Source organism: Citrobacter sp. RHBSTW-00986, assembly GCF_013783065.1.
GTDB classification, from domain to species: Bacteria; Pseudomonadota; Gammaproteobacteria; order Enterobacterales; family Enterobacteriaceae; genus Citrobacter; species Citrobacter braakii.
Genome location: NZ_CP056200.1, coordinates 4,719,981 through 4,733,569, shown reverse-complemented (window position 1 = coordinate 4,733,569; position 13,589 = coordinate 4,719,981). Strand labels below are relative to the sequence as shown.

11 protein-coding genes are annotated in these 13,589 nt (G+C 51.4%); 8 read left to right on the top strand and 3 right to left on the bottom strand.

What is annotated here, in order from left to right:
- The first annotated feature begins 1 nt into the window (after position 1).
- Both ptsP and HV345_RS22790 read left to right on the top strand, forming a co-directional pair.
- Positions 2 to 2,491, top strand: coding sequence for a phosphoenolpyruvate--protein phosphotransferase (gene ptsP / locus HV345_RS22795; RefSeq protein ID WP_181636090.1), 2,490 nt, complete (start codon positions 2 to 4; stop codon positions 2,489 to 2,491).
- Between the two features lie 3 nt (positions 2,492 to 2,494).
- Positions 2,495 to 3,673, top strand: coding sequence for an MFS transporter (locus HV345_RS22790; protein WP_181636089.1), 1,179 nt, complete (start codon positions 2,495 to 2,497; stop codon positions 3,671 to 3,673).
- A gap of 116 nt (positions 3,674 to 3,789) precedes the next feature.
- Here HV345_RS22790 and rhaT read toward each other — a convergent pair whose 3' ends face one another.
- On the bottom strand, positions 3,790 to 4,824 hold the full coding sequence (gene rhaT / locus HV345_RS22785; protein WP_016157897.1) for an L-rhamnose/proton symporter RhaT: 1,035 nt from the start codon (positions 4,822 to 4,824) through the stop codon (positions 3,790 to 3,792).
- A 201-nt stretch (positions 4,825 to 5,025) separates the two neighbouring features.
- Positions 5,026 to 6,447, bottom strand: a complete 1,422-nt coding sequence (locus HV345_RS22780; RefSeq protein WP_032932209.1) for an L-fucose/L-arabinose isomerase family protein — start codon at positions 6,445 to 6,447, stop codon at positions 5,026 to 5,028.
- 255 nt (positions 6,448 to 6,702) lie between these two features.
- On the opposite strand from HV345_RS22780, the gene sodA reads away from it, so the two are divergent.
- Complete coding sequence (gene sodA, locus HV345_RS22775; RefSeq protein ID WP_016155203.1) at positions 6,703 to 7,323, top strand: superoxide dismutase [Mn]; 621 nt, start codon at positions 6,703 to 6,705, stop codon at positions 7,321 to 7,323.
- A 235-nt stretch (positions 7,324 to 7,558) separates the two neighbouring features.
- Positions 7,559 to 8,542, top strand: coding sequence for a 2-keto-3-deoxygluconate transporter (gene kdgT, locus HV345_RS22770; protein ID WP_016155204.1), 984 nt, complete (start codon positions 7,559 to 7,561; stop codon positions 8,540 to 8,542).
- A 41-nt stretch (positions 8,543 to 8,583) separates the two neighbouring features.
- Here kdgT and HV345_RS22765 read toward each other — a convergent pair whose 3' ends face one another.
- The gene (locus HV345_RS22765; RefSeq protein ID WP_046276210.1) at positions 8,584 to 9,480 is read right to left on the bottom strand and encodes a dihydrodipicolinate synthase family protein; all 897 of its coding nucleotides are present in this window, start codon (positions 9,478 to 9,480) and stop codon (positions 8,584 to 8,586) included.
- A gap of 152 nt (positions 9,481 to 9,632) precedes the next feature.
- Between HV345_RS22765 and yiiM the strand changes: the two genes are divergently transcribed.
- The 4 genes from yiiM (at position 9,633) to HV345_RS22745 (ending at position 13,574) form a co-directional block, all read left to right on the top strand.
- The gene (gene yiiM, locus HV345_RS22760) at positions 9,633 to 10,307 is read left to right on the top strand and encodes a 6-hydroxyaminopurine reductase (protein ID WP_053388910.1); all 675 of its coding nucleotides are present in this window, start codon (positions 9,633 to 9,635) and stop codon (positions 10,305 to 10,307) included.
- 228 nt (positions 10,308 to 10,535) lie between these two features.
- Complete coding sequence (locus tag HV345_RS22755) at positions 10,536 to 11,240, top strand: GntR family transcriptional regulator (RefSeq protein ID WP_019077919.1); 705 nt, start codon at positions 10,536 to 10,538, stop codon at positions 11,238 to 11,240.
- Between the two features lie 8 nt (positions 11,241 to 11,248).
- Entirely contained in the window at positions 11,249 to 12,205 is a 957-nt protein-coding gene (locus HV345_RS22750) for a sugar phosphate isomerase/epimerase (RefSeq protein WP_047497555.1), read from the top strand.
- Between the two features lie 118 nt (positions 12,206 to 12,323).
- Positions 12,324 to 13,574: an MFS transporter gene (locus HV345_RS22745; protein WP_029139693.1), complete on the top strand. Its 1,251-nt coding sequence runs from the start codon at positions 12,324 to 12,326 to the stop codon at positions 13,572 to 13,574.
- Positions 13,575 to 13,589 lie beyond the last annotated feature (15 nt).

Below are 13,589 nucleotides of genomic sequence, written 5' to 3'. Positions count from 1 at the left end.
TGTGTTAAACATTCGTTTTACCTGCCCGTTGCCTAATGGTCTACATGCCCGCCCCGCCAGTGCGTTAGAGCAGCGCGTCAGCGCATTTCAGGCTCGCGTTCAAATAGGCAATCTGCGTAACCAGCGTCAGGCCGATGCCCGTAGCGTGTTGGCGATGATTGGGACCGATATTTTGTATCAGGACCCGTGTGAACTGGTGATTGAGGGCGAGGATGAATCTGCCGCGCATCAGGCGCTGACTCAGTTTGTGAGGCAAGAGTTTGCCGCGTGTGATGAACCCGTTGCCCGGACGCCGGAACGGGTGGAGCAACCTCTGCCGGTTTTTCTGGCGCAGACCCGTGCGGAGTGGGTGCGCGGTAACGGCGTGAGCGCTGGGCTGGCGCAAGGGGTGGCAATGCATCTGGGCGTGCCGGATCTGTATCAATTGGCAGAACAAGAGGCGGTGGCGGCGCCGGCTGTACAGCGAGCCGCGCTGACGGCGGCACTTGAGCAAGTACGCCGCGAGCTGCACGACGCATTAACGCATACGCAGGGAGAAGCCGCGTCGGTGCTACAGGCTCATGTCAAACTGCTGGACGATGCGCTCTTCGAAACCTCGCTACTTACCGACCGTACAGCGCGCAATGCGCTGGCAGCACTGGCGCTGGCGCTGGATGAACTGAGCGCGCCGCTGCGCGAAAGTCGCAGCGTCTACCTACAACAGCGGGTGCTGGATGTACAGGATTTGGGCCTGCGTCTGGCGGCGCATCTCACCGCGCAGCCGCTGATGCCGCAAACGGCATTGTCGCAAGACACCATCGTTATCAGTCCGGTTCCCATAACGCCAGGCCAGTTTCTGGCGCTGCGCGGTCCGCATCTGAAAGGTGTGGTGATGGGCGCGGGCGGGGAAACATCACATACCGTCATTCTGGCGCGATCGTTTGGGGTTCCGCTGCTGAGCGTAGAGGCGGCGGAAGCGGGGCGTATTCGCGGTGGTGAAGCGCTGCTGCTCGACACTCGCCACGGGGTGGTGGTGGTGTCGCCGGATGAGCAGGCTCTGCGGTGGTATCAACTGGAAGAGGACAAACGTCAGCGCCTTGAAGCGCGTTTACAGCCGCTTATTCAACGCCCTGGGGCGACGCAAGAGGGCGAACGGGTGACGGTGCTGGCGAATATCGCGCTGGCGGCGGAAGCGGAAGCGGCATTTGCCGCCGGGGCGGAGGGGATTGGTCTGTTCCGCACTGAAATGCTGTTCTGCGAACGAGCCGCGCCGCCTGACGAGGAGGAGCAATACCAGGCCTATCGTCACGTGCTGGAACAGGCGCGGGGGCGTAAAGTGGTGATCCGTACGCTGGATATTGGTGGTGATAAACCCTGTGACTATCTGGCGATGCCGCTGGAGGAAAACCCGTTTCTTGGCTGGCGCGGCATCCGCCTGTATCCCGAATTTATGTCGATTTTCCGTCCTCAGATACGTGCGCTACTGCGTGCCAGCGCCGCCGGACCGTTGCACATTATGGCGCCGATGGTGACTACGCTTGCTGAGGTGAAGTGGCTGCGTGAACAGTTCCAGCAAACAGCGGCGCAACTGCTGGCCGAGGGGGCGGCGGTTGGGCAGTGGTCGCTGGGTATTATGGCGGAAGTGCCATCGGTGCTTTATCTGCTGGAGAAAGCCGCCGCGTATATCGACTTTGTTTCGATTGGCAGCAACGACCTGACGCAATACTTCCTGGCCTGTGACCGGGGCAACGCGCAGGTTCGACATCTCTACAACTATTTTGACCCCGCGTTTTTACAGCTACTGAAGGAGATGACGGCGCGCGCGCAGCGGGCCGGTATTGAGATCAGCCTGTGCGGCGAGATGGGCGGCGACCCGTCGGCGCTGGCGCTACTGTTGGGCGTTGGTTTACGACAGATCAGCATGTCCTCAAGCCGTATTGCGCCAGCCAAGGCGCGCTTAATGACCTTAACCCTCGCGCACAGCGAGCAGACGCTGGAACGGGCATTAGCTTGCGAAAGTGGTCAGGACGTGGCGGTACTACTTTCGCAACAGGTGGCGGCGCAAGCAAAACCCGTGTTTGATCCCGCCCTGATCCTGCTCGATCGGGCGATTACCCGTAAAGCGGAGGCGATTAAGGTGCTCACCGATAATCTTGAGGTCGAACAGCGGGTCTTTTCCGGCTCAGCCGTTGAAGAGGCTATTTGGCAGCGTGAGGCGATTTTCTCTACCGCATTAGGATTTGCAATTGCGCTTCCTCACTGCAAATCGGCGGCGGTCGCGCACAGTAGCGTGTCGGTGATGCGTTTGAGTGAGCCGCTGGCGTGGAGCGACGAGGTGGATGTCTCGCTGGTTATCATGCTGACGGTGAGTGAGCAGGAGAAGGGCGATCATATGAAAATCTTCTCCCGTCTGGCGCGTAAGTTGATGCATGTGGAGTTCCGTGAGCAGTTGCTTGGCAGCACGTCGCCGCAGGATGTCGCCGTGCATCTGGCACAGGAAATGGCGGGATAAATCATGGTACAGAATCCTCGCCGGGCGTTCATTATGCTGTCGGCTGTCTTTTTTTACTGGGGCGTCCTGACGGCAATTAATAGCGCCACGATTCCCTTTTTCCGGCAAGTTTTTTCGCTTTCATGGCGAGACTCGATGTTGGTAAATGTGGCGTTTTATCTCGCACCGTTTGTGATTTGTTTACCGTGTTCAGGCTGGATGGCGCGTTTAGGGTATCGCAGCGCACTCTTACTGGCGTTGATACTTGCCGCAAGTGGTTCGGTGGTGATCGCCGTATCGCTCTGGCTGGCGTCATTTGCCGGTTGCCTGGTGGGGATTTTCATTGTGGCGATGGGGGTTGCGGCGATGCAGGTGGTCGCAAACCCTTATGTTAATCGGCTTGGCGAGGCGCAAAGTGCGGCTGGACGCCTCAGTCTGGCGTCGTCCATCAACTCCCTCGGGGCGGCGCTGGCGCCTGTCGTCCTGGCGGTTGTTCTGGCTGGCTCTGTCATTTCAGTTCCAGGGATGTATCTCGGTTTGATGCTGGTGGGGGGCATACTGCTGGTTGCGTTATACCGTTTTTCAATTGCTGATTTTCGTGACGCGCACGAGAATATTTTTTCTGCGATTCGTGCGCTCAGGCGCTATGCTCAGTTTCGTACTGGGGTGAGTGGCATTCTTGTTTATGTTGGCGTTGAAGTCAGCATTGGTACTACGGCTCTCAGCTATCTTCACGACCCGTCTTTGGGCGGGTTTTCGCTTGCACAAGCGACCTCCTTTATCGCGTTGTACTGGGGCGGTGCATTGGCTGGTCGGTTTTTGTATGGCTTGCTGGCTCACTGTTGCCGACCTCAGTTGTTGTTTTGCCTGTGCTCTTCGGGAGCGGTACTACTAACCGTTGCCGCGATAGTTTTCGCTAACCGTTTTGGCGGCTATTGCCTGCTGGCTACGGGGCTCATGAACTCGGTGATGTATCCCATTATTTTCTCTCGCACGCTCTCCGGACTTGATCGCTATGCGGCATCTATTTCTGCTTGCTTGATTATGGCGGGCATTGGCGGCGGGGTGCTGCCCTTTATCCAGGGGATGGTTATTGATGCTTTTGGCCTGCGTTTGAGCTTTTGGGTGCCGGTTATCGGGTATCTGTTTTTATTGCTGAACGGATTTAAGCTATACGCTCGAACGGAGGTATTTTGTGAGTAACGCCATCATTATTTGGTTAATTTAAGGTAGTACAACGAAAACTGATTTTCGGTGGTATTTAACCGTAAAATTGGGATGACGCCGAGCCAGTGGCGTCATCTCAGTACCCAACATGATTAGCTGGCCATTCCCAGACCAACAATGTTTGCCGCGACAATGATCACTACGCAGCCAAGACTTAGCACGCTGACCGGACGTCTCCCTGCATTGCTCCACTCTTTCATGATCAGGCCCACGATACCGCCGCACAGGACGTAGAAGCTCATGTGCAGCATCCAGCTCATGTAGTCATACTGTGCTGGAATTTTGGCATGGCCCCAGGCGTAAAAGAAGAACTGGAGATACCACATCAGGCCAGCAAGCGCCGAAAACAGGATATTGCTGATAATCAGCGGTTTTGCTAAAGAGAAGTCGGCCTTTACTGACAGGTTTTTCATTTTTGCCAGACGAATGAAGCAGTATCCCAGATTGATCACCGCACCACCGCCCATGATGACTACGTAGCTTGGCAGGGCGACATACAGCGGATCGATACCGAGTGTTGCAGCGGCTTCGTGCATTGGTTTAGCCGCATCCATGGCAAAGGACATCCCCGCGGAGAAAAAGCCGCACATCACCGCCAGTATCAGACCTTTTTTCAGATTGAACTCTTCGGCTTTGATGCCCATCTTGCGCTCTTTTAACTGTCCGGCGCGGGTGACAATCGCCACTCCGATCAGGGCGACCAGCACGCCGAGCAGGGTCATACGTCCGCCTGGTGTGCCAATGAGCACGTCAAATTTACCGGCAATGATTGGCGTCATTAAGGTACCAACAATTAGCGTAATGCCGATAGCGATCCCGATCCCCATCGACATACCGAGATAGCGCATAGTCAGGCCATAGTTGATATTACCAATCCCCCACATGGCACCGAATAAAAATACCGGCAGCAGGGTGGACGCACTGAATGAACTGTAATAGGCCCAGAAGTCCGGCAGAAGGATCGCGCTGACTAGCCAGGGAAGGATCAGCCATGAAACAAAACCACCTATAGACCACATGGTTTCCCAGGACCAGTGTTGTACCTTTTTAAAAGGGGCATAGAAACAAGCGGCACTAGCGGCACCGATTAGATGCCATATTATCCCCATCGTAATTGCGTTACCCATTCTGTTTCCTTTTGAATTATCGATTTGGCAGGATGAAAACACCCGTTTTGATGTTCAAAAGTCTAAAGAGTGAGCAATAGATTAACCTTCAGCATGCTGCCGTGTGATCAGTAATGCTGGCAAAATTCAGGGGATGAAAGGGATATTGATCACAAATGCGGCCCCGCCCCTCTTTTTTGAGAAGGGCGGAAATATAGAGGATTAGCAAATTCTTACTGCCTGAATACCCAGTAGCCAGGCGAGTTTTTCCAGTGCCTCGCCATGGTGCCCCAGGCCAATGCTGCAATGATGAGCTGGGCCGCCCATACACCATTGCGTGGTGAACTCGCGAGCTGATAACGGGAAGCGATAGCGGCTATTGGTGTTGCCAATATCCAGGACTTCACCTGGTACAGCTTCACCCTCGGCATACTGTAAACGCACCCCGTTTTCGGCATCTTCAATTACCGAAAGAAAGGTCACCGGACCTGATTTTACGGTCATCTGGATAGATACACCTTTACCGGGTTTACCATGATAAACCGGCAGCGGCACCAGACTCACCGGACCATCCGCCATCAGCGGGTGTGCCGGACCGTCATGTCCCCACAAAACAGCATCATCATTAAATTCAATGCCATATGGTTCTGAGAATGAACCGCCAGCCCCCAGAAGTTGCTGAATTTTCATCGCCAGCACATTTTTGATTTCATATTCTCCCGCTACGGGAATACCACGGTGGGTAAGCAGCGTGTTGCCGAGAATGATTGAGGTGATGATGTTCTCGTAAGCGTTGCCGTTACGGCCTTCATAGTAATAGGCTAGTGCACCGAGTTTATTCTGGGCAATTAGTTTATCCATGGCGCAGGCAGTGGTGAGTGCGCGGTTGAGCTCTGCAGGTTCGCATGCCACATCCAACTGAAGTACACGGTGCATTTCCTGTCGTTTGGCATTGAGGTCTGCCTCGCTGACCTGCTCGCGATATTCCGCCAACTCACACATTTCCAGTGGCTTAAAGCGTACGCCCATTTTGGCGGACAAGTTCGTCATATTGCTGTAAACGTCTACCATGCCGTCATAATAGTGCCCGAGGACGCCGACCTGACAATTTGCCAGCATTTGACGAGCGTTAAGTGCCTGTAGCCACTGCGCCGTTTGTTGCCAGACATACTCATCGCCCTGTAATGCGCCAACAATCAACTGAAAGCGGATATTCGCACGGTTAAACACGTTTGCCAGTTCGGGGGCGCTGCAGGCCTGACAGTGCGCCAGCCACTCTCCAGTACGACCTCCCCGATCGGGAATTTGACGGATTGTTGAATAAGGCAGCCCTGGCTCTGGCTGTAGGGCCAGAATAATGACCGGTTTATTGATACTCTGCACAAGCGGTAGCACCGTTGAGCTGAGCGCATAGGTGCTGATGTAAAGACAGACAGCATCGACCGGCTGTTGCTGCAACCGTCTGATAAGGGCATCGGCTTTATCGACGTTATCAATCAGGCCGCCATTAATCACGCTGGCTTGTTGCGCCGTCAGGCGCTCATCAATTGATTGCAGATAGCCCTGAAGACGTGACTCCAGGCCTGTAAACTGGGGCCAGTATGTGTCGAGGCCGATACCAAAAAGGGCAATGTTGACAGACATAGCAATATTTCCTTGTGAGATAATCTTCAGACTATGTCGTGCTTTATCTCCCATGTCCTTCATGTCGCTGCCTATTTTCTACTCAGATTGGCAAAATCAGCCTGATTTTCCCAGTGATGCTCACACTTTTACCTCATAATAGCCATGTAAAAAGTACGGCATTGATAATCATTTTCAATATCATTTAATTAACTATAATGACCCAACTGCTTACGCGGCGTTAACACTGGCCGCCCGACAATACTGGAGATGATTATGAGTTATACACTGCCATCCCTGCCGTACGCTTATGATGCCCTTGAACCGCACTTTGATAAGCAGACGATGGAAATCCACCATACCAAACACCACCAGGCTTACGTAAACAACGCGAACGCTGCGCTGGAAAGCTTGCCTGAATTCGCGAGCCTGCCTGTTGAAGAGCTGATCACCAAACTGGATCAACTGCCAGCAGACAAGAAAACCGTACTGCGTAACAACGCGGGCGGCCACGCTAACCACAGCCTGTTCTGGAAAGGTCTGAAAACCGGTACTACGCTGCAGGGCGACCTGAAAGCGGCTATCGAACGTGACTTCGGCTCCGTGGACAACTTCAAAGCTGAATTTGAAAAAGCTGCGGCAACCCGTTTTGGTTCCGGCTGGGCGTGGCTGGTTCTGAAAGGTGACAAACTGGCTGTTGTTTCCACTGCTAACCAGGATTCCCCGCTGATGGGTGAAGCTATCTCTGGCGCTTCCGGCTTCCCGATCGTGGGCCTGGACGTTTGGGAACACGCTTACTACCTGAAATTCCAGAACCGCCGCCCGGACTACATCAAAGAGTTCTGGAACGTGGTGAACTGGGACGAAGCTGCCGCGCGTTTCGCAGCGAAAAAATAAGTTCTACGCTTTAGTAAGCCCCTGCAAGCGATGCTTGTGGGGGTTTTTTTGTGATCAAAATCAATATAAAAACAATGATCCATTTAAATTGAAACAAGGTTTTATTATGCGAGTGAGATCACTTTTATAGTCTCTATGAATGTCTATCTTCGTTTCATCAAGACGGGCGCATCTCATAAGCAAGATGCAATCGCCCATAAAAATTGCCCCATTTTTATGTCTACAGGTGATGGAAATGCAGATCAAACGAACGATAGAGAAAATCCCAGGCGGCATGATGCTGGTGCCGCTTTTTTTGGGCGCGTTGTGTCACACCTTTTCCCCCGGCGCCGGGAAATACTTCGGCTCCTTTACCAACGGTATGATCACCGGTACGGTGCCTATTCTGGCGGTCTGGTTCTTTTGTATGGGGGCGTCGATCAAGCTAAGCGCCACCGGTACCGTGCTGCGTAAATCAGGCACGCTGGTCATAACCAAGATTCTGGTAGCGTGGGTGGTCGCGGCGATTGCGTCACGTATTCTGCCGGAACATGGTGTAGAAGTTGGTTTCTTCGCCGGCTTGTCTACGCTGGCGCTGGTGGCCGCCATGGATATGACCAACGGCGGGCTGTATGCCTCGATTATGCAGCAGTACGGCACCAAAGAAGAGGCCGGGGCGTTTGTCCTGATGTCACTGGAGTCTGGCCCGCTGATGACTATGGTGATTCTGGGAACCGCCGGGATCGCTTCGTTTGAACCGCACGTGTTTGTGGGGGCCGTATTACCGTTCCTGATTGGCTTTGCGCTGGGGAATCTGGACCCTGAGCTGCGGGAGTTCTTCAGCAAAGCGGTGCAGACATTGATTCCTTTCTTTGCCTTCGCGCTTGGTAACACCATTGATTTGAGCGTGATTGCGCAGACCGGTGTACTGGGTATTTTGCTGGGCGTGGCGGTAATTATTATTACCGGTATTCCATTGATTATCGCCGATAAACTGATTGGCGGCGGCGATGGCACAGCGGGGATTGCGGCCTCCAGCTCAGCCGGTGCGGCGGTCGCTACGCCAGTGCTGATTGCTGAAATGGTTCCGGCATTTAAACCGATGGCGCCGGCAGCAACTTCCCTTGTCGCCACGTCGGTGATTGTGACCTCCATTCTGGTGCCGATTATCACTTCCATCTGGTCGAAAAGAGTTAAAGCCAGGGCGGCGGAAATTGATATTCGTAGCGCCGTGAAGTAAGCCTCTTTTGCCGGATGGTCTGTTCCATCCGGCTTAACGATTTACGCTTTGACGACAAATACCTCATCGATGGTCCGACACTCACCCTCGTTCAACTCTCCGCCGGCATTTCGTGACACGCCGGTGCAATAGCCAAACTTACGCGATACCACGGTTTTGATGGTGGTGACGAAATCTTCGCCGATGGCGTAGATGGACATGTAGGTGCCAATCTGGTCCTGAATGTCGCGAAGTGCTGTCAGGTCGCCCTGTTTAAATGCTTCCCGTGCTCTGACAAACAGTTCGGGCATGACGTTGTTTAATCCTGAAATCACCCCCGCGCCGCCTGCCAGCAGGTTAGGAATGTAGTATTCGTCATAGCCGGACAACACGGCAAAATCCTCCCGTACGGCGCGGGTGGTCTGGATCATACTGCGAGTATGGGACTGGCAGTCGACGGTATCTTTAATGCCTGCGAAGTTGGGGAACTCGGCGGCGAGGGTGGCAACCAGTTCAGGCGTTAAATCGCAGCCAGTGCGCGCCGGAAAGTTATAGGCAAACCATTTACCGCTGAGCTTCTGCCCCAACTGACGGAAGTAGCTCAGCAGCTGTTTTGCCGTTTGCCCATAGTAGTAAGGCGGCAGGATCATCACGGCGTCGTAATCGGCGCGATACGCTTCCTGCGCCATCAACAGCACATCATTCTGGCAGGTGGATGAGACGTTGGCGACCATCTTCAGCGAGCTCATAGCGCGGGCCTCGCGGATTAGTAACAGCTTTTCTTCGAGCGTAAAGGAGGCAAATTCCCCGATGCTACCCATCAGCAAAATCACGTCGATTTTGGCCTCGGTAAGGCGTTTGAGATGCTGGCTTAGACCGTTAAGATCGATCTTGCCGTCATTATCCATTGGCGTAATGGAAGGACACCAGACGCCAGCAAATTGCGATTGACCAGTCACGTTGTTGACTCCTTATTTGAAATGATGTTTCAAAACCAGATTACATTGATAGCATGTGTCCCTAAGTTTCATGTGAACCGTGCTCTCATTTTGAGCGACTGGGGTAAAATAAATGTGGTGTAATGGGGGAAATTTATCGGGAGAGGGAACAGATGCGATATCCGGTCGATGTTTTTACAGGCAAGGTTCGGGACTACACGGGAAGCCGTCCCAGCGCGATTGCTAAGGTCCAGGTTGACGGCGAGCTGATGCTGACCGAACTGGGGCTGACGGGTGATGAACAGGCGGAAACGAAAATTCACGGTGGGCCGGATCGCGCGCTGTGCCACTATCCGCGTGAACACTATCAGCACTGGAGACAAGAGTTTCCGGAGCAGGCAGAGCTCTTTGTCGCGCCCGCGTTTGGCGAGAATCTCTCTACTGAGGGGCTAACGGAAGAGAATGTATTCATTGGCGACATTTTCCAGTGGGGAGATGCGCTGATTCAGGTCACGCAGCCGCGCTCGCCGTGCTTTAAGCTGAATTTCCATTTTGGCATCAGCGATATGGCCAGCCAGATGCAGGAGGCAGGCAAGACGGGCTGGCTGTGCAGCGTCATCGCTCCAGGTCAGGTGTCGGCGGACGCGCCGTTGATCCTGGCTTCACGCGTCAGCGACGTCAGCGTGCGGGAGGCGATTGCCATTGCCTGGCATATGCCGTTTGATGACTCACAATATCACCGTTTACTCTCGGCTGCCGGGTTATCGAAAAGCTGGACCAGAACGATGCAAAAGCGTCGTTTAAGCGGCAAGATCGAAGACAATTCCCGCCGTTTGTGGGGAAAATAAAGCCATTCTGGCCATGCAATTAAATCAGGTGGTAACACCTGATTTGCCTTTCTCGTGGTTCTTATCTCTGCATACTAAGGCGGGTTAAAAAACCTGCTTGTCACGCCATGTTTTCAGTCCATTCTTGATACCTGGCCCACAAAAAGAAACTCTGCGTTGAAAAAAAACTTGAGTATTTCCTGCACTCAAATATCTTAGCTTTAAATTGGTTTAAACCAGATGAGCAAAATGAAAAAGAAAAACAATGTTGATGTGCTTAGAGAGCGCTTTGAAAGCTGGTTAAACGAGAATAATTTGCCAGCGGGCTCTAAATTGCCTTCGGAGAGAGAGTTATGTGAGCTGCTGGATGCGAAGCGCATGACCTTACGTCAGGTTCTGATTGAGCTTGAGATCGATGCGCGTATCTTCCGAAAGAACCGCAGTGGTTGGTTTATTTCATCGAAGCGATTTATTTATAATCCCAAATCACTTTCCAGCTTTAATGCTGAAGCCTGTGCTCAGGGGCGCAAACCTTTTTGGGGTTATTTAACCAAAGAAACGATTGCGACGGTTCCGCACCATGTTGATGATGTTTTTCTCTCCTCCGGTGATCGCTATTTAGTTACCGGTTGGTGTGGTCTTGATTCGCATAAAGTGTTTTACCATGAGTCCTATATTGATGCTGATGTTGCGCCAGGATTCATTAACAAATTGGGCAATCAGTCTTTTGCCAGCGTCTGGGAAGATGCGTTTGGTCATGCTTTAAATATCAAAGAAATGATTTTTAAGCCGGTCAATATGCCAGAAGTGGCCTGCAAAGAGTTGGGCGTTGCGCCTAATACTTATGGAATTTTAGTAGAAAAACATCGGGCTACCCGAGATAAAAAAGTGGTTCAGGTTGATTTTGAATACTGGCGACTTGAATCAGTGGAACTTGTTATTCGTGATGAATGAGAAAAATAATGGGAAAATGCAACCAAGAACTTCTCGCTGAGCGTGCGAGAAATATACCACTGTACCTACATGCTTATGCCTTTCATCTGAATATGCGCTATGAGAGAGTCCTTCCGGGTGATCTTCTGGATATTGCGCATCAGCAACAATTAAAGGGAGTGAAAATACATGTTGAGGATGGTGAGTCCCAATCGCTGCAGAAACTAAACGATCGGCAGTTGCACGATTTTAAAGAAAAGGCCAAAAAATATAACCTCGATGTACATATTGAAACGAGCGCATCGGACAAGGCGACATTGACGGATGCGATCCGTATTGCTGTGGCAACTGGCGCAACTTCAGTACGTTTCTACCCGCGCTATGAAGGACATCTCAACGATGTCATGGCAAAGATTGCCAATGATATTGCGTGGTTGTCTCAGTATGACGATTGCGGACTAAGCTTTACTATCGAACAGCATGAAGATCTGCAAGGCCATGAACTGGTGACGCTGGTTAATAATAGTGGAATGAAGAATCTCTCTATTCTGTTTGATTTTGGCAACATGATTAACGCCAATGAGCAGCCGCTTTCTGCGTTAGAGGTCATGTCCCCTCTAATCACTCAGGTGCATATCAAAGACGCAAAAATTATTAAAGAAGGTAAAGGCTGGGGGCATGAGGCTTGTCGTTCAGGATACGGTGATTTACCAATGGAAGAGATGCTTAAGGCATTATTACTTTTAGGTGAGGATAAACCGCAAGTAAATGCTTTTGGTCTGGAAGAGGAAGTTGAATATTATGCTCCGGCATTTCGTTTTGATGATGAAGGAGATAATCCCTGGATCCCATGGCGCGATGCAAGCTATACGCCGCTGCCCGACAGTGACATGATTGATGCGCGACTGGCGCAGGAAAAAGAACATGCTCTTGCTCAAATAAAGTATATCCGTGATTTATGCGACAAGTTTACAAGTAATAAATAAACTTCTTTAAATATTATTAAATGCGAAAAGGGTTATGAAAATAACTCTCTTAATTTATTAACTGCATGATTTAATTTAAATATTTCTCTCAACAAGCAATGAGGGTTTAATTATGTTCATGAACAAATGGGCAAGGCTCTGTTTTTTAATTTTAGGCGGCGGCACAATATTCAAACTTTCAAGTATGAAAGACGTTTTCTATGTGCCAATGCAAAGTGACTGGGGTTTAACCAATACGCAAATTGGTTTAAGTTTTACTGTTTATACGATTGTTCAGACAACCGGGCTTTTTTTGTCGCTCTATATCGCAGACCGTTATTCCAAGAAAATATTATTACCATTTGGTCTGATCGGCGTTGGGCTATGCGGTTTATATTTGGCGACGCTACCGTCATTTACCGGTTATCTTATTTGCTTTGCCGCAATGGCGTTCTTTGCCGATGTGGTTTATTGGCCGGTGTTACTGAAAGCTGTGCGTCTGCTAGGTACGCAAGAAGAACAAGGGCGCATGTTTGGCTTTTTAGAAGCAGGACGCGGCGTGGTGGATGTTATCGTCGCTTCTGGCGCTCTGTTTGTTTTCGTCCAGTTTGGTGAAGGTAAAGCGGGGATGCAGGCTGGACTGCTGTTTTATACGCTAATTACGCTGGCTGCGGGCGTTCTCACTTACTTTATTGTCGATGATGACAAAGTGAAAGGCGGCGAGAAAACCAGTGCCAACATGGAAGTCTTAAAGGGTATCAAACATGTGTTGTCCTGCCCTAACGTCTGGCTGGCTTCTTTAGGGATTTTCTTTGTTTACGCCGCGTACTGTGGCCTGACTTACTTCATCCCATTCTTAAAAGATATCTACATGCTGCCGGTAGCGCTCGTCGGTGCGTACGGCATCATCAACCAGTATGCATTGAAAATGGTGGGAGGGCCGATTGGTGGGCTGCTGGCGGATAAGGTTGCTAAATCACCTACGGTTTACCTGAAGTGGACGTTTCTGATCTCTGCTGCTGCTATGGTTGTTTTTATGCTGTTGCCACATCAAACGATGAATGTGTATATCGGTATGGCGGCGACGCTAGGATTTGGGGCGATTATTTTCTCACAGCGCGCCATTTTCTTTGCACCAATGGATGAGATTGGTACCCCACGTGAATATGCCGGTTCGGCGATGGCATTTGGCTGTATCATCGGTTATATGCCCGCCATGTTTGCGTATACGTTATACGGTTATTTACTGGATACCAATAGCGGCATCACGGGCTATAACTACGTCTTTAGCGTGATGATTGCGTTCAGCTTAATGGGCTTTATCTGTTCAACCATTCTGGTGAAGCGGATTAAAAAGCAAAAGCTAGCGGCTGCGACTGTGGCAGCATAATGTGAGAACTTCCCC